Origin of the sequence: Streptomyces sp. NPDC003077 (assembly GCF_040611095.1) — a bacterium.
In the GTDB taxonomy this organism is placed as follows: Bacteria; Actinomycetota; Actinomycetes; order Streptomycetales; family Streptomycetaceae; genus Streptomyces.
Window position 1 is genome coordinate 134,268 of record NZ_JBEXNM010000006.1, and the last position, 17,496, is coordinate 151,763.

Genomic DNA, 17,496 nt, shown 5'->3' on the forward strand with positions numbered 1-17,496 from the left:
TGTGGATGGCCGAAGCCGTCAGTGTCCGAGGCTGACACTGGTGTGAAGGTCAAGCGGTGCAGGTCACGGCGCTTTCAGGCGCTGTCGTCTTCGGTGGGACCCGGTGCGTGTTCCTGCTGCTCGTTCGTCTCGCGCAGGGCGGCGAGGTAGTCGGCGATCGCGTCCCTGTTGCGGGTCAGGCAGTCGATGCGTGTCGTCAGGCGAGCCTGCTCGGTTTCCAGGAGTGCGACCATCTCCGGTGTCAGACCGGAGAAGCGGATGCTGCTTTGCGGGGTGGAGATGCACGGCAGGATCTGCTGGATCAGGCGGGTCGGCAGACCGGCTTGCAGAAGGTCTCGGATCTGCACAATCCGCCCCAGGGAATTTTCGTCGTACTCCCGGTAGCCGTTCTCGGAGCGACCGGACACGATCAAGCCCTGCTGTTCGTAGTACCGCAGCAGTCGCGGAGTCGTTCCCGTGCGCTGCGCCGCCTCTCCGATGAGCATGTCCTCGATCTTAGGAGACGGTTTCCAGAAGGCCGTGACCTGCACGGTTTGACCTTGACATCAGTGTCAGGGATGGACACTGACGCCGTTGGCGAGGCCCACCGGAACCGTTTCGGTGACGACCACCCCAGGACATGCATCTCATCCGTGTGGCACACCGGCGCCGCGCAATCAGCGACATCGACGAAAGACATGAGCACCATGAACTTGACACCAGAGGCCACAGCACTGCTGGGACGTTGGATACAGGCGGCCGGCGGCATCGCTCCTGCGCTTGCGGGGGAAGGCGACCTCAGCTGGGCGGAGGTGCGGGAGTCCTACGGCAAACAGCTCGCCGCCGCCCTCCCGGCACCGCACGGCGTGACCTTCGAGCAGACCGAGCTCGACGGCGTGCCGACCATGCTGGTGGTGCCGGAGGAAGTGACCGATGACCGGACCCTGCTCTACATCCACGGCGGAGGCTACGTACACGGGGCGGTCGAGGCCTACGTCGGACTGACCGGCCACTACGCCAAGCGCCTGCGGGCCCGGGTCTACGTGCCCGACTACCGCCAGGCACCCGAGCATCCTTTCCCCACCCCCATCGAGGACGTGTTCACCGCCTACCGGGCGCTCCTCGCGGCGGGGACCGCTCCCGAGAAGATCGCGATCTCGGGCGACTCCGCCGGTGGCGCGATGGTGATCACCATCATGCGCAAGGCACGCGCCGCGGGCCTGCCGCTGCCCGTGGCAGGCGTGGCCATCTCGCCCTGGGCCGACCTGACGCACTCCGGTCCCTCGGCACGCAGCCGCGCCCACACCGACCCGATATGCGGCGTGGACTTCCTGGAATCGCTCGCCCGTACCTTCCTGGGCGATGCGTTGCCGACCGATCCGGACGCCTCCCCCATCTTCGCCGACGTGCGCGGCCTGGCTCCGACCCTGATCCAGATGGGGGAGAACGAGGTGATGCTCAGCGGCGGCATCACGCTCGCCGACCGGCTCGCCGAACAGCGCGTGCGTACCACCCTTGAGGTATGGCCTCACATGTTCCACGTCTGGCACCTGCTGGCCGGTCACATGGCCGAGTCCGACGAGGCCCTCGACAACGCCGTCTCCTTCATCACCCGGGAGTACGAGCGAGCACGCTGAGCCGGCACCCCGCCACGCATCCCGGCCTCTCGGCTCCGCCTGTCCCACCCCGTGGAATGATCCTCGGCCTCCAGGGCTCCGGGTGCTGCGGGCGTTCGATCGCCACCTCGGTCATCACGAGTCCTGGAGCGGATGTACCGGGCCATGCTCGACGCCGGTCCCGCCCCCTCGCACGTCGTGAAGGTTCACCGCATCCTGTCCCGCGCCCTGAGAATCGCTCACCGCCGCCGCATCGTCGGAGAGAACGTCGCCGCACTCGTCGACCCGCCGAGCATCGACGAGACCGAGGCCAACCCCTTCACCAAGGAGGAAGCCCAAGCCTTCCTCGAAGCCGCGGCGAAGGCCCCACCTTTATGCGGTGGATCGTCGGTGTCGGCATGGGGTTCCGGCAGGGCGAGACGCTCGGGCTGCGCTGGTCGTACGTCGGCCTGAAAGCCGAGCTGTTCCACCCCGAGTGGCAGCTTCAACGCCTCACATGGCGGCATGGCTGCGCCGACCCGCACGCCTGTGGGGCGCGCCTGCACCGCTTCGAGCCGTGTCCGCCGGACTGTACGAAGCACAAGAGCTACAAGCGCGGCTGCCCGGAGCCATACGGCAAGACGTGCACCAAGCGCGCGAGCGCCTGCCCGGAGCGCAAAGAGGGCGGGCTTACCTTCACCCGGCCCAAGACCAAGAAGAGCCGGAACGCCGTGCCGATCCCACCCGTCTTCGTTCCCTTCCTGCACGACCACAAGGCGCGACAGAAAGCGGCGCGGGAAGCCGCCGGGGAGCTGTGGCAGGAGCACGACGTGGTGTTCTCGCGGCCCGACGGCCGGCCGCTTGACCCGCGCGCCGACTATGAGGAGTTCAAGGAACTGCTCAAGGAGGCCGGGATCGACGACCGCCGCCTGTACGACGGGAGCCGCCACACCGCCGGGACGATCCTGAACGAGTTGGGCGTCGACATGCCCACCACCATGGAGATTCTGCGGCACACGCAGATCAGCCAGACCCGGCGATACGTCAAGGGCAGGTCCCACCTGTCGAAGGACGCCATGCGGCGCATGGGCGAGTTCTTCGTACCGCCGCCGTCGCCTCCGTCGGCCCCGATTCCGGGCCCCACTGAGACCAGAAGTGGGACCACCGACACCCGTGCGGCCCGCGCGCAGCGCCGTCGCCGCATCCGCTGAACGCAAAGGCCCAGGTCACACGGTGTGTGACCTGGGCCTTCATCTGAGCCGCCTAAGGGAATCGAACCCTTGACCTACGCATTACGAGTGCGTCGCTCTGGCCGACTGAGCTAAGGCGGCGTGTTGCGCGGCCCAGTCTACACACCTGGTGGGGGTGGTCCGAAACGGGTTCGAGGGCTGGTCAGGTGCACTGCTTGTGGGCGGGGGGTGGGGTGCCTTCCAGGAGGTAGGTGTTGATGGCGGTGTCGACGCAGTCGCTGCCGCGGCCGTAGGCGGTGTGGCCGTCGCCCTCGTAGGTGAGGAGGGTGCCGGAGGAGAGCTGGGAGGCCAGGCCCTGGGCCCAGCGGTAGGGGGTGGCGGGGTCGCGGGTGGTGCCGACGACGAGGATCGGGGCGGCGCCCTCGGCCTTGATGCGGTGCGGTGTGCCGGTGGGCTTGACCGGCCAGGACGCGCAGTTCGCGGCGGACCAGGCGAAGCCTTCGCCGAAGACCGGGGAGGCGGCCCGGAAGGAGGGGAGGGCGGCCCGGACCTCATCCGGGCCGGAGAAGGCGGCGGGGAGGTCGAGGCAGTTCACGGCGGGGTTGGCGGCGGTCTGGTTGGCGTAGGTGCCGTCCGGATCGCGTTCGTAGTAGCTGTCGGCCAGGGCCAGCAGGCCGCTGCCGTCGCCCTTCTGAGTGCGGGCGAGCGCCTCGCGCAGGAGGGGCCAGGAGTTCTCGTCGTACATCGCGGCGATCACGCCGGTGGTGGCGAGGGATTCGGTGAGGCGGCGGGTGGTGCCGGTGGCGACCGGGTGCCGGTCGAGGTCGGCGAAGAAGGCGCTCAGGCGCTTGCCGACGGTTTCGGGGCGGCCGGTGCCGAGGGGGCAGTCGGGCCGCTTGGCGCAGTCGGTGGCGAAGGCGGTGAAGGCGGTCTCGAAGCCGGCGGTCTGCTCGCGGTTGATCGTGCGGGCGTTCAGGGACGGGTCCATGGCGCCGTCCAGGACGAGCCGGCCGACGCGGGACGGGTACAGGCCGGCGTATGTCGCGCCCAGGAGGGTGCCGTACGACGCGCCCACGTAGGTCAGCTTCCGGTCGCCCAGGACGGCGCGCAGCACGTCCATGTCGCGGGCGGCCTCGATGGTGGAGACGTGGCCGAGGCGGGCGCCCGAGCGGGCCCGGCAGGCGCGGGCGAAGTCGCGGTAGGCGGCGGTGAGGCGGGTGACTTCGGCCGGGGTGTCGGGGGTCTGGTCGGTCTGCGTGTACGCGTCCATCTCACGGTCGGGGAGACAGGCGATCGGCGCGCTGCGGCCCACGCCGCGCGGGTCCATGGCGACCATGTCGTACCGCGCCCGGACGGGGGCGGGCTCTGGGGCGTACTGCTGGAGGTAATCGATCGCCGAGCTGCCGGGGCCGCCCGGATTGACCATCAGGGCTCCGATCCGGGCGCCCGGGCCGGTGGCCTTCTTCCGGGACACGGCGAGCTTCAGGTCCGTGGCCGCGTCGGGCGCGGCGTAGTCCAGGGGTGCCTTCAGGGTGGCGCACTCGAAGGTGGGCGCGGTGTCACAGGGGCGCCAGGTGAGCTTCTGGTCGTAGTACGGGCGCAGGGCGGCGGGGACGGCCGTGGGCAGCGGCTTGAGGAGGGCGGCGGTGGCCTCGCGTGCGGGGGCGGTGCCGGTGGGGGCGCTACCGGTGGGGGCGGTCGGGCGGGACGAGGGAGGCGAGGGGTCGGAGCCGCCGGACGAGCAACCGGAGAGGAACAGGGTGGCGGCCAGGAGAGCGCCGCCGGTGGCGCGGCGCAGGCGGATGGTGTCCATCGGGAGGTCCCCTCGGTCGGTCCCTGGTGCGGCGGCGGTGGGAGGACGGCGGTGGTGCGGGGTGCGGGGTGCGGGACGCCGGACGCGGCGCCGGGCGGTGCGGGGTGCCGGACGCGGCGCCTGGCGTGGTCCTGTGGCAGGGCCGCGTGGCGGGACCGCGTGTGTCCGGTCAGCCCGCGCGGAGGGCCGCGGTCATCGCCTCGACCGCCAGGAGCGGGGCCACGTTGCGATCCAGGGCCCGGCGGCAGGCGATGACCGCTTCTATGCGGCGCAGCGTGCGCTCGGGGGTGGAGGAGGCCGCGACCCGTTGCAGGCTGTCGCGCACCTCGTCGTTGGCCAGGGCGACCGACGAGCCCAGCTGGAGGGCCAGCACGTCGCGGTAGAAGCCGGTGAGGTCGACGAGGGCGAGGTCCAGGCTGTCCCGCTGGGTGCGGGTGGAGCGGCGCTTCTGCTTGTCCTGGAGTTCCTTCATGGCGCCGGCGGTGCCGCGCGGGAGCCGACCGCCGGTGCCCGCCGCGGCGCCGAGGGCGGCGCGCAGCTCCTCGGTCTCCTTGGCGTCGACCTCTTCCGCGACCTGCTTGGCGTCCTCGGTCGCGGCGTCGATCAGCTCCTGGGCGGCCTTGAGGCAGCCGCCGAGGTCGTCGACGCGGGTGGGCAGCCGCAGCACGGCGGCGCGGCGGGCCCGCGCCCGCTCGTCGGTGGCCAGGCGGCGGGCCCGGTCGATGTGCCCCTGGGTGGCGCGGGCGGCTGCCTGGGCGGCGGCGGGCTCGACGCCGTCCCTGCGGACGAGGAGATCGGCGACCGCGCCGACCGGCGGCGTGCGGAGGGTGACGTGCCGGCAGCGGGAACGGATCGTGGGGAGGACGTCCTCGATGGAGGGCGCGCACAGCAGCCACACCGTCCGGGGGGCGGGCTCCTCGACGGCCTTCAGGAGGACGTTGCCGGCGCCCTCGGTGAGCCGGTCGGCGTCCTCCAGGACGATGACCTGCCAGCGACCGCCCGCGGGTGACAGCGACGCCCGGCGCACCAGGTCACGGGTCTCCTTCACGCCGATGGAGAGCAGGTCCGTACGGACCACCTCCACGTCGGCGTGCGTGCCCACCAGGCTCGTATGACAGCCGTCGCAGAAACCGCACCCCGGGGCGCCACCGAGCGCGCGATCCGGGCTGACGCACTGCAGCGCGGCGGCGAAGGCACGGGCGGCGGCGGCCCGGCCGGAACCGGGCGGCCCCGTGAACAGCCAGGCGTGCGTCATCTTGGACGTGGACGAGGCAGGGCCGCCCTCGGCGCCCTCGTCCACGGGTGTGGCGGTGCCCGCCGGTTCTGCCGCGGCCTCCGCGGTGACCAGCGCGTCCGCGTCCCGCGCGGCGGCGGCGAGCTGCTCCGCCAACCGATCCTGACCGACCAGGTCGTCCCACACCGCCATCGCCGACCGCCGTTCCTCGTTCTGTTTCGTGGTGTTCCGCTGGGTTGGTTGCTGGACGGATTCCATTGTGGTGCACGGCACTGACAATCACGGCGCGCGCACGTGGAGGCGGGGAAGGGGAGGGAGGGGGGAAGGGAAGGGACCGGGCGAGTGTACGGGTGGGACGGTGGCGTCGGATCGGCCCGGGGCGGGCGGATGCCGGGCCCACGCCCGCGTCAGGCCGCCGGCAGGCTCGTCCCCCGCCGCCCGGGAGCCGCCCGGTAAGGCGCCGCCCGAGCCCCGGGATCAGTCCCGGTGGCCGGTCGTCAGCCGTCAGGACTCGTCCGCATCCCCGCCCGGAGACGCCCGGGTATACCCGGCGATCCGGCACCGGGCCACGCCGCGTCAGGCCGCTGCCGGGCTCCTTCCCCACCGTCCGGCGGAGCCGCCGCGCCACGGCCCCAGGAACCGCCCGGTACGACACCGCCCCAGCCCGGAACGCGACCCGCTTGCCCCGCCGCCCACGCCCCCGTCCGGACTCGTCCGCGTCCGCGCCCGACGACGACCGACAGGGCGGCACCGAGCCCCCGCACCGGGCCACTACCAGGCTCCTCCCCCACGGCCCGGATGCCGCCCAGTGCGGCGCCCCGAAGGGAAGATCAGCCCCGCTTGCCCCGCCGCCCACGCCCCCGTCCGCGGCCGGACTCGTCCGCGTCCCCGCCCGGCGACGGGCGGCGGTCCGGCTCGGCCGGGTTGGCCTCGCGCGGGCCGAGGAGTTCGTCGGCCAGGGTGGGGATGTCGTCGAGCGGGGTCTCCTCCGCCCATGTGGGGCGGGGGCGCTCGCGGCGCGGCGGCTCGACCGGGCGGCCGGTGTCCGGATCGATCTGCGGGAGCTCGCGGGTGCGTTCCGTGCCGCCCTCGGAGGGTGCGGCCGGTTCGCCGGTGCCGTTCCATCCACCGCTGGTGTGCGTGGTCCGGCCCGTGGGCGCGGCGGCGTGGCCCGTGCCCTCGTCGCGGAACAGCCACGGCGGTACCCGGTCCGCGGGGTCCTCCTCCCGGGGCGGGAGATCGGCCCGGGGCTGCTGCGCCTGGTCCTGCCACCCGCCAGTGGCCCACCGGTCGCCGCCCGCCTCGGTGCGGTGCTCGTCATACGGCTGCGGCTGCGGGTCGGGCCACGCCTGCGGTCCATCCGGCCGGACGGGCGGCAGCACGGCCGTCTCGTCGGCGGCACCCGGCGCACCGTGGCCTGCCGGGCCTGCCGGGCCTGCCGGGCCTGCCGGGCCTGCCGGGCCTGCCTGCGGCAGCACGGCCGTCTCGTCCGCCGCACCGGGAGCTCCCTCGCCCCCGAAGCCCGCCTGGCCGCCGAAGCCCGCCTGGCCGCCGGTCCGACCGGCCGGATCCTGCCGGTCCGGGCCCGGCTGCGGCAGCGCCGCCGTCTGCTCCGAGTCCGAGTCCGAACCCGAGTCCGGCCCCTCGGCCGTGCCCCGGCCCCCGGCCTCCCAGCCCCGCTCCGGCGCGCGGCTGACCCCGAGGCGGGGATCGGCCGCTCCCGCCTCCCGGCCGGAACCCGTCCCCGCGTCCTCACGGCCCCAGGAAACCGACGGCGTCGCCCCGGACACCACCGGCGTCGCCCCCGCAGACGGGTAGGAACCACCCGTGCCGCGCGGCGCCTCGGCGGCGCTTGCCGCCTCGGCCGTCGCCGCCAGCCGCGCCCGCTCGGCCCGCAGGAGGGCTTCCTCGGCCTTGCGCTGCTTCTCGATGCGGCGTTCCTCGGCCTCGGCGCGCAGCCGCGCCTCCTCCTCGGCCTGCTTGCGGCGGCGCTCCTCTTCGGCGGCCCGGGCCCGCGCCTCGGCCTCGCGCCGCCGGCGCTCCTCCTCGGCTGCCTTGCGGGCCTCCTCGGCGCGGCGGCGCGCCTCCTCCGCCTGGCGGGCGGCCTCGCGTGCCTTGGCCTCCTCCAGTTCGCGGCGCTTGCGCTCCTCCTCTTCGGCGCGCAGCTTCGCGAGCTGTTCCTCGCGCTCGCGCCTCAGCCGCTCCTCCTCGGCCTTGCGGGCGGCTTCCTCCTCGGCCTTGCGGCGGGCCTCTTCCTCGGCGGCCTTGCGCGCCTCTTTTTGGGCCGTGATCTCGGCCTCGGAGAGCGGCAGCACCTGGTCGAGGCGGTGGCGCACGGCCTTGGTGACGGCCTCCGGCTCCTGCCCGGCGTCGACGACCAGGTAGCGGGCCGGGTCGGCGGCGGCCAGGGTCAGGAAGCCGGACCGCACCCGCTGGTGGAACTCGGCCGGTTCGGACTCCATCCGGTCCGGCGCCTCGGTGAAGCGCTCGCGCGCCGTCTCGGGGGAGACGTCCAGCAGCACCGTCAGGTGCGGCACCAGGCCGTCGGTGGCCCAGCGCGAGATGCGGGCGATCTCCGTGGGGGCCAGGTTGCGGCCCGCCCCCTGGTACGCGACCGAGGAGTCGATGTAACGGTCCGTGATGACGACGGCGCCGCGCTCCAGGGCGGGCCGGATGACGCTGTTGACGTGCTCGGCGCGGTCGGCCGCGAACATCAGGGCCTCGGCCCGGTCGGACAGCCCCGACGTGGACACGTCCAGAATGATCGAACGCAGCCGCTTGCCGATGGCGGTGGCACCCGGCTCACGCGTCACCACTACCTCGTGGCCCTTGTCGCGAATCCACTGGGCCAGCGCCTGCACCTGCGTGGACTTGCCGGCGCCGTCACCGCCCTCCAGGGCGATGAAGAAGCCGGTGGCGGCGGGCGCCTGCTCCGGGTCGCCGCCGCGCAGCGCCTCGCGCAGGTCGCGCCGCAGCGGCACGCCCTGCCGGTCGTCCACCCGGCCGAGCACCCACGCCGCGACGGGCAGCAGCAGCGCGCCCACCAGGACGAGCGTGAAGGCCGCTCCCCCATGGGCGAAGACGAAGCTCCCGTTGACCATCCGGTGCGGCCCGATGACCGCGGCCAGCAGCGGGGCGACGATCGCGGCCAGCGCCATCGCGACCCGCACCACCGCGTGCAGGTGCTCGGTCGTCCGGGCGGCGCGGGCCTCCTCGGTCTCCTGCTCCAGCAGCGTGTGCCCCGTATGGGCCGCGACCCCGGCCGCGCTGCCGGCCAGCAGCGCCAGCAGCAGCACCGTCGTCGGGTCGGGGACCAGCCCGGCGGCGAGCAGGGCCAGGCCCGTGACCGCCACCGCGAGGGCGAGCAGCCGCCGCCGGGACAGCGTCGGCAGGATCTTGCGCGCACTGCGGATGCCGATGACCGGCCCGCCACCGAACGCGAGCACCAGCAGACCGAAACCGACCGGTCCGCCCCCGAGATCGGTCGCGTGCAGGACGGCCACCGAGACCGCAGCGGCGATCGCCGCGGCGACGGCGGCACAGGCGACGACGAGCGGCGGGATGGCCCCCGTCCGCCCCCGTTCGACCGCACCGGCGGACGCCTTGGCACCGGCCGCGGCCCCCTTGCCAGGAGCCGCACCCGCCTTACCGGAAGCCTTGCCCGGACCCGGCGCCTTGCCGGTGGCGGCCTTCGGACGGCGCAACCCCTCCAGCGGGGAGCGCGGGCGCGGCGTGCGCGCGCCGGGGAGCTGGAGGAAGTAGAGGAACGCGATGGAGGCCGCGAACAGGCCCGCGGCCACGTAGGACCCCGGCGCGGCCTGATGCCGGTGGAACCAGTCGATGCCGGAACCCAGCAGGTTGCCCAGCAGGCTGACGACGACCAGCGCGGCGGCGGCCAGCGGCAGCGAGACGAAGGCCGACCGCAGGAACAGGCGGCGCAGCGCCTCCATGCCGTCGGGAACGACGGGGGTGGTGCGCAGCGCGCCCGCGGAGCCATCGGCCGGGCGCAAGCCCGCGGGCCCGTCGTCCGGGCGCGCGCCCGCCCCGGCCTTCCCTTGGGTCTCCGACGCCCCCGCCTCAGTGGCGGGTACCGCGACCACCCCGGAGGGCAGCAGCCCCGGCGCCGCGCTCTCCCGCGCCACCGTGCCCACGCGCTCGGCAGCACCGCCCAGGAAGACCGTCACCAGCAGCCAGATCCACGCGCTGCCCGGCGTCCAGTCGATCCACAGCGGGGCGACGATCATCAACAGCAGCCGCAGGCCGTCCGCGCCGATCATCGTCCAGCGCCGGTCCAGCGGCCCATCAGGCCGGGTCAGCGTGGTCAGCGGGCCGAGCAGCACGGCCCCGAACAGCAACGACGCCAGCATCCGCACGGCGAACACGGCGGTGACCGCCAGTGCCACGCCCCGCTCGCCCCCGCCGAACACGGCCTGCCCCCCGGCGGGCACGTACCGCGCCGCTTGCAGCGTGAGCAGTACGAGCACCAGGAGGGCCAGGGCATCGCCGATGCCCCCGACGAACTGCGCACTCCACAGCCGCTTCAGCGGAGGGAAGCGGAGCAGGGCTCGCACGGCGCGCTCGCGGGAATCCGCGGCCAGGGCGCCGGATGTGGGGGGCACGACCGTTGGGAGCTCGGTACGCGTCATCCCACCAGCCTATCGGCCGTAACCGACACAGCGGGCGACCGACCGAACAAGTGGTCGAGGCGACAGGGGGGAGCGACACCTCCCGGACGAGGGACCGGTATGCCCGATTGGGCGCCCGAGATGTCCCCCAGAGGCCGGATTGCACCCCGTAACGGAGGCCGCCTCCCGGAGGCACCCGACGACCAACCCCCGCCCGCCAGGTCCCAGCCGACCCCCACCAGACCGACCCTGAAAAAACCCCGATCCCACCCCCGAGAAACCCCGAAGATCCCCGCAGAACGACCCAGGAAAACGACCCCGGTGAACGGCCCTGCAAGCCCCGGAGAGCGACCCCGGGGAACGGCCCTGCGACCCCCCAGAACGACCCCGGGGACCCGCAGAACGACCCCGGAGAACGGCTGCAAGCCCCGTAGAACGACCTCGCAGAACGGCCCTACGACCCCGCAGAACGCCCCTGGGGACCCCGAAAACGGAGCCCCCAGAGACCAAACACCACGAGAGAACGAACCCCCGACCCCCCGGAGACCACCCCCAGGCAGCCCCGCCCTACTCCTCCCCGCCCCCCGGCGCCGACGCCGCCGCCGTCCTCTTGGCCGGGACGGCCTTCTTCGCGGAGACGGCCTTCTTCGCCGGCACCGCCTTCTTCGCCGCCGTGGCGGTCTTCGCCGCCGTCGTCTTCTTGGCCGCGGTCGCCTTCTTCGCGGGCGTGGCCTTCTTGGCGGTCGTGGTCTTCTTCGCCGCCGTCGCCTTCTTGGCCGTGGTCTTCTTGGCGGTCTTCTTCGCCGGGCCCTTGGCGCGCTTCTCCGCCAGCAGCTCGTAACCGCGCTCGGGCGTGATCGTCTCCACGTCGTCGTCCCGCCGCAGCGTGGCGTTGGTCTCGCCGTCCGTGACGTACGGGCCGAAGCGACCGTCCTTGACGACCACCGGGCGCTCGCTCACCGGGTCGGTGCCGAGTTCCTTCAGCGGCGGCTTGGCGGCGGCGCGGCCCCGCTGCTTGGGCTGGGCGTAGATCGCCAGCGCCTGGTCCAGCGTGATCGTGAAGATCTGCTCCTCGTTCTCCAGGGAGCGCGAGTCGGTGCCCTTCTTCAGGTACGGGCCGTAGCGGCCGTTCTGCGCGGTGATCTCCACGCCCTCGGGGTCGGTGCCGACCACGCGGGGCAGCGACATGAGCCGCAGCGCGTCCTCAAGGGTGACGGTGTCCAGGGACATCGACTTGAAGAGGGACGCGGTGCGCGGCTTGACCGCGTTCTTGCCGGTCTTCGGGGTGCCCTCGGGCAGGACCTCGGTGACGTACGGGCCGTACCGCCCGTCCTTGGCGACGATCTGGTGCCCGGACTCCGGGTCCGTGCCCAGCTCGAAATCGCCGCTCGGCTTGGCGAGCAGTTCCTCGGCCAGCTCGACGGTCAGCTCGTCCGGCGCCAGGTCGGCGGGCACGTCGGCGCGCTGGTGACCCTCGGCGTCCTTCTCGCCGCGCTCGACGTACGGACCGTAGCGGCCGACCCGCAGGACGATGCCGTTGCCGACGGGGAAGGACGAGACCTCCCGGGCGTCGATCGCGCCCAGGTCGGTGACCAGGTCCTTCAGGCCGCCCAAGTGGTCGCCGTCGCCGTTGCCCGCGTCGGAGGCGGCGCCCGCGGCATCGCCTTCGCCGAAGTAGAAGCGGCGCAGCCACGGCACGGACTGGGCCTCGCCGCGCGCGATGCGGTCGAGGTCGTCCTCCATCCTGGCGGTGAAGTCGTAGTCGACCAGCCGTCCGAAGTGCTTCTCCAGCAGGTTGACGACGGCGAAGCTCAGGAAGGACGGCACCAGCGCGGTGCCCTTCTTGAAGACGTAGCCGCGGTCCAGGATCGTGCCGATGATCGACGCGTACGTGGACGGGCGGCCGATCTCCCGCTCCTCCAGCTCCTTGACCAGCGTGGCCTCGGTGTAGCGGGCCGGCGGCTTGGTGGCGTGGCCGTCCGCGGTGACCTCGCGGGCCGCCAGCGCGTCGCCCTCGGCGACCTGCGGCAGCCGCCGCTCGCGGTCGTCCAGCTCGGCGTTCGGGTCGTCGGCGCCCTCGACGTACGCCTTCAGGAAGCCGTGGAAGGTGATCGTCTTGCCGGAGGCGCTGAACTCGGCGTCCCGCCCGTCGCTCGCCCGGCCGCCGATCTTGACGGTGACGGAGTCGCCGACCGCGTCCTTCATCTGGGAGGCGACGGTCCGCTTCCAGATCAGCTCGTACAGGCGGTACTGGTCGCCGGTCAGGCCCGTCTCGCCCGGCGTGCGGAAGCGGTCGCCGGACGGGCGGATCGCCTCGTGCGCCTCCTGCGCGTTCTTGACCTTCCCGGCGTACGAGCGCGGCTTGTCCGGCAGGTACGCGGCGCCGTACAGCTGCGTGACCTGGGCACGGGCCGCCGCGACGGCGGTGTCCGAGAGCGTGGTGGAGTCCGTACGCATGTAGGTGATGAAGCCGTTCTCGTACAGCTTCTGCGCCACCTGCATCGTGGCCTTGGCTCCGAAGCCGAGCTTGCGGCTGGCCTCCTGCTGGAGCGTCGTCGTACGGAAGGGGGCGTACGGGGAACGCCGGTAGGGCTTGGACTCGACCGAGCGGACGGCGAAGTCGGCGTTCTCCAGGGCGGCGGCCAGCGCTCGCGCGCCCGCCTCGTCCAGGTGGAGGACCGCGTCGCTCTTCAAACGCCCGTCGGGACCGAAGTCGCGGCCCTGGGCGACCCGGCGGCCGTCGACCGCGGCCAGCCGGGCGGAGAAGGCGGACGGCTCGGCGGCGTCGGCCGCGCCCAGCGGGGAGAACGTGCCGGTCAGGTCCCAGTACTCCGCCGAACGGAAGGCGATGCGCTCCCGCTCCCGCTCGACGACCAGGCGGGTCGCGACGGACTGCACCCGGCCGGCCGACAGCCGCGGCATGACCTTCTTCCACAGGACCGGCGAGACCTCGTACCCGTAGAGGCGGTCGAGGATGCGGCGGGTCTCCTGGGCGTCGACCAGCTTCTTGTTCAGCTGGCGCGGGTTGGCGACGGCGTCCCGGATCGCGTCCTTGGTGATCTCGTGGAAGACCATCCGGTGGACGGGGACCTTGGGCTTGAGGATCTCCTGGAGGTGCCAGGCGATGGCCTCGCCCTCGCGGTCCTCATCGGTGGCCAGGAAGAGTTCGTCGGAGTCGGCCAGCAGCTCCTTGAGCTTCCTGACCTGGTCCTTCTTGTCACTGTTGACGACGTAGATCGGCTGGAAGTCGGCGTCCACGTTCACGCCGAGCCGCGCCCAGGGCTCGCCCTTGTACTTCGCCGGGACCTCCGCCGCGCCGTTCGGGAGGTCGCGGATGTGCCCGACGCTCGCCTCGACCGTGTAGCCGGGGCCGAGGTAGCCCTTGATCGTCTTCGCCTTGGCAGGCGACTCGACGATGACGAGGCGGCGGCCACCGCCCTGTGCGGTCTCGCTGGTCGGGGACAACTTCGCTCTTCTCTCCGGTCGACGCTGGGGGTACCCCCGGGGGCCGGAGGCTCTGGGGGTGGACACTGCGGTGACGCTTGACGCTGCGGAGTGTGACGGTACCTCCCGCCCCCGTGTCAAACGGAAAAACCCCGCAACGCCACTCGAACGGTAACCCGACTACATGCCTTCACGCCGCCCGGACCGGCACCCCGGCGGCGGGTCGCCCACCACCGGCCGCCGGGACCCGGCACCCGGCCGGCTGGCAGGATGGGCGCCGGCCGTGTCCGTCCGCACCACGCACTTCCGGGGGGTCTTCGCACGTGAACGCCGTCGGCCCCTCCCCCGCCGCCATCCGCGCGGCGACCCTGCGCCGGGCCGCCGCGCTCGTCGGTGCCGGCGCCCTCGGCGGCCTCTATCTCTGGCACACCGATCCGCACGAATCCGGCCAGCTCCTTCCCCCGTGCCCGTTCAAGTGGGCGACCGGCCTGCTGTGCCCGGCCTGCGGCGGGACCCGGCTGGCGTACGACCTGCTGCACGGCGACGTCGTCGCGGCCTTCCACGACAACGCCGCGCTGCTCGTCCTCGGTGTCCCGGCCGTCCTGTGGATGCTCGGACGGTGGTTCGCCGCGGGCCTGCGGGGGCGCCGCGTCCGGCCCCGCCTCACGGCCCGTGGCGGCGTCCTCGTCATGGGCACCGCCGCGGCCTGGGCGGTGCTGCGCAACCTCGTTGGCTGAAAACCCGGCGGGGAAAGTGAGACCTTCGCCTCCTTCCGGACGCCCGGAAGGACGAACCCCCTGCGATCCGGCCCGCACCACCCCCTCATACCTCGGCCGGTGAGACTTTCGCCTCTCTCCGGGCGCTCGGCGGGACGGACGCTTGGCGAGCCGGACGCCCGACGGGACGTGTCTCCGACAGGCCAGGTGCCCGAACGGGCCGGACGCCCGGCGGGACGTGTCCCCGACAGGCCGGGCGGAACGGGCCGGACGCCCGGAGGCTCGACGGGACGCACCCTCCCGCCGCCCGGCCCCCCTTCCGCCTCAGCTCCCCTCCGTGCCCCGCCCGACCGGCTCCAGGAACCCCTGCTCGATCAGCATCCGGATCGCCTCGGGCGTGCGGTCCCGCAGCGCCACCGGGTCCTCGCCCACCAGTTGCGCGATGGCGTCCAGGATCCGCCCGGCCGACAGCGTGCCGTCACACACCCCGGCGAACCCCGCGCCCACCGTGTCCACCTTCGTCGCCCGGCGCATCCCCCGGTTCTGCCGCAGCACCACGTGCTCCGGGTCCTCCGCGCCCGGCAGCCCCACCTGCTCCTGCACCACCTCGTCGGCGAGCCGGAAGTGCCCGGCCATCAGCGCCGCGTCGTCCGTGGCCCGCAGGTAGTCCTGCCGGTCGAAGTGACGGACGACATGCGCGCCGAGCGGCTGTTCGACCGGATGCGGCCATTCCTCGACCGTGACGGACGGGTCCTGCGCCCCGGACTTGCGCAGCGTGATCCATCCGAAGCCGATGCCCTTGGTCTTCCTGGCCTCGAACTCCTCCAGCCAGGCGTCGTAGCGCGCCGCGTACTCCCGCGGCGCGGCGCGGTGGTCGCCGCCGTCCCGCAGCCACAGCTCGGCGTACTGCGTGACGTCCTGCACCTCCCGCTGCACGATCCACGCGTCGCACCCCGCCGGAACCCAGCCGCGCAGCCGGTCCCGCCAGTCCTCGCCCTCGACGTGCTGCCAGTTGGCCAGCAGCTGGCAGTACCCGCCGTCGTTGAGGTGGTCCGCGGCCCGCTGGACGAGCGTCCGGCACAGGTCGTCCCCGCCCATGCCGCCGTCCCGGTAGGTGAGGCGGGCGCCCGGGGAGATGACGAAGGGCGGATTGGAGACGATCAGGTCGTAGGTCTCGTCCCCGACCGGCTCGAACAGCGAACCCTGCCGCAGGTCCGCCGCCGGGGCCCCGGACAGCGCCAGGGTCAGCGCGGCGAACCGCAGCGCCCGGGGGTTGAGGTCCGTGGCCGTCACCCGCGTGGCGTGCTGGGCGGCGTGCAGCGCCTGGATGCCGGAGCCCGTACCGAGGTCCAGCGCCTTGCCCACCGGAGTGCGCACGGTGATCCCGGAGAGCGTCGTGGACGCCCCGCCCACGCCGAGCACCAGCTTCGAGCGCTCCACCCCGGCCGGCTCCGCGGCGTCCCGGATGCCGCCCGCGCCGCCGACCGCGCACCCCAGGTCGGAGACGATCCACCAGTCCTGGCCCTCCGGACCGCTGTACGGCCGGACGTCCACGCTCGCCCGTACGGAATCGCCGTCCGCCACCAGCCAGCCGTCCGCCAGGCAGTCCTCCAGCGGCAGTGCCGCGCGCGCCCGCTCCCGGGGCGCCGGACGCTGCAACAGGAACAGCCGCACCAGTGTCTCCAAGGGGCTGTCCCCTCTGGTCGCGCGCAGCGCCGGAACGGTCTCGCTGCGGGCGAGCGCGGCGTAGGCGGGCGCGCCGAGCAGGTCCAGCAGGCCGTCGGCGGTGAAGGCGGCGGACCGCAGCGCCTCGCGCAACCGGGCGGTGCGGGCGCTGCTCGTCGGGTCCTGGGCGTCTGCGGTGGGGAGGTGCGTGCTCACGGTCCCCATTCTTCCGGCAACCACTGACAATCGGCGACGGCCCGGCACCGCGCCCTCACGGAACGCGCCACCGGGCCGCCACGAAAGGCCCCACGCCGGACCGCCCCGCTCTTCTCACCGAGCCGGGCCGGGCCGGGGCCGGTCCTCGGCCGCTGACCACCTTCGACGATCGCCGTCCGACCCCGCCCTCTCACGGCTCCGGTCGTCCGGCACTCGCCGTCTCCGAACCCGGCGAACGCGGCACCCGCCCTCTCCGAACGCGGCGAACGCGGCACCCGCCCTCTTACGAACGTCGCGAAGGCAGCACCCGCCCTACGACGCCGCCGACGGCTTCACCGACGGCCCCTTGGACGCGCCCGACTTCTGGGCCTGGCAGCCCTTCTGGCGGGCCATCGCCTTGCCCACGTCCCCGGCCTCCAGCTTCCGGAAGGCGGCCTCGCTCTGCTCGTTCAGCTTGTTGATGCCGTTCGACAGCGTCCGCAGGCCGTCCGCGAACTTCAGCTTGTCCTTGGTGTCCAGGCCGTCGACCTTCTTCTTCAGGTCGGCGTACCCCTTCGAGAGCGAGTTGAGCTCCTGGACCGCGTCCTTCTGGGACTTGTCACCGCCGTCGACGGGCGGCGGGCCCGCCTGGTCCAGCGCCTTGGCCAGCTCCGCGTAGGCGCCGGAGATCTGGCCGAACGCCTGGGAGTCGGTCTGCTGGACCTTCTTGGACTCCATGTTCCCGGCGTCGGCCGACTGCATGGCCGCGTTCGCGTCCTGGATGCGCTTGAACTGGGCCTGTGCGGGGTCGCAGAACTTCTTGGCCCAGTCGTCGTTCTTCTTGCCCTGGTCGTCATCGCTGCAGCCGGTCAGCGCGAGCATCAGAGCGGCGCCGCCGGACAGCGCAGCCACCAGCTTCTTGTTCACCGGATCGGTCCCTTCCATGGCTTACGGCCCCGGAACATACACGTCGGAAGGCCGTCACCCACCGGTCGGGCGGTCCGCCGGACCGGCATTGCAGCCATTTGCACCAAAGCGCG

The 17,496-nt window shown here is 73.2% G+C and carries 9 protein-coding genes, 1 tRNA gene and 1 pseudogene; 3 read left to right on the plus strand and 8 right to left on the minus strand.

Annotated elements, in window-relative coordinates:
* Positions 1 to 74: 74 nt before the first annotated feature.
* A complete protein-coding gene (locus ABZX96_RS06770; RefSeq protein WP_355538983.1) occupies positions 75 to 485 on the minus strand; it encodes a MerR family transcriptional regulator in 411 nt (136 codons plus the stop codon).
* 201 nt (positions 486 to 686) lie between these two features.
* On the opposite strand from ABZX96_RS06770, the gene ABZX96_RS06775 reads away from it, so the two are divergent.
* Complete coding sequence (locus ABZX96_RS06775; protein ID WP_355538986.1) at positions 687 to 1,616, plus strand: alpha/beta hydrolase; 930 nt, start codon at positions 687 to 689, stop codon at positions 1,614 to 1,616.
* 123 nt (positions 1,617 to 1,739) lie between these two features.
* Positions 1,740 to 2,785 (plus strand): annotated as a pseudogene (locus tag ABZX96_RS06780) (tyrosine-type recombinase/integrase); the annotation flags it as partial.
* Between the two features lie 46 nt (positions 2,786 to 2,831).
* Here ABZX96_RS06780 and ABZX96_RS06785 read toward each other — a convergent pair.
* The 5 genes from ABZX96_RS06785 to topA all read right to left on the minus strand — a co-directional run bounded on the left by ABZX96_RS06785 (position 2,832) and on the right by topA (position 13,901).
* Positions 2,832 to 2,905 (minus strand) — tRNA-Thr (locus tag ABZX96_RS06785).
* A gap of 61 nt (positions 2,906 to 2,966) precedes the next feature.
* Positions 2,967 to 4,577, minus strand: coding sequence for an alpha/beta hydrolase (locus tag ABZX96_RS06790; RefSeq protein WP_355538989.1), 1,611 nt, complete (start codon positions 4,575 to 4,577; stop codon positions 2,967 to 2,969).
* A gap of 169 nt (positions 4,578 to 4,746) precedes the next feature.
* A complete protein-coding gene (locus tag ABZX96_RS06795; protein ID WP_355539140.1) occupies positions 4,747 to 6,003 on the minus strand; it encodes a DNA polymerase III subunit delta' in 1,257 nt (418 codons plus the stop codon).
* 638 nt (positions 6,004 to 6,641) lie between these two features.
* Positions 6,642 to 10,457, minus strand: coding sequence for a dTMP kinase (gene tmk, locus ABZX96_RS06800; protein ID WP_355538992.1), 3,816 nt, complete (start codon positions 10,455 to 10,457; stop codon positions 6,642 to 6,644).
* A 546-nt stretch (positions 10,458 to 11,003) separates the two neighbouring features.
* Entirely contained in the window at positions 11,004 to 13,901 is a 2,898-nt protein-coding gene (gene topA / locus ABZX96_RS06805; protein WP_355538995.1) for a type I DNA topoisomerase, read from the minus strand.
* 302 nt (positions 13,902 to 14,203) lie between these two features.
* Between topA and ABZX96_RS06810 the strand changes: the two genes are divergently transcribed.
* On the plus strand, positions 14,204 to 14,617 hold the full coding sequence (locus tag ABZX96_RS06810) for a DUF2752 domain-containing protein (RefSeq protein ID WP_355538998.1): 414 nt from the start codon (positions 14,204 to 14,206) through the stop codon (positions 14,615 to 14,617).
* A 303-nt stretch (positions 14,618 to 14,920) separates the two neighbouring features.
* Here the strand turns inward: ABZX96_RS06810 and ABZX96_RS06815 are convergent, their stop codons facing one another.
* Both ABZX96_RS06815 and ABZX96_RS06820 read right to left on the minus strand, forming a co-directional pair.
* Complete coding sequence (locus tag ABZX96_RS06815) at positions 14,921 to 16,477, minus strand: methyltransferase (protein WP_355539001.1); 1,557 nt, start codon at positions 16,475 to 16,477, stop codon at positions 14,921 to 14,923.
* 312 nt (positions 16,478 to 16,789) lie between these two features.
* Complete coding sequence (locus tag ABZX96_RS06820; protein WP_355539003.1) at positions 16,790 to 17,383, minus strand: small secreted protein; 594 nt, start codon at positions 17,381 to 17,383, stop codon at positions 16,790 to 16,792.
* Between the last annotated feature and the right edge of the window lie 113 nt (positions 17,384 to 17,496).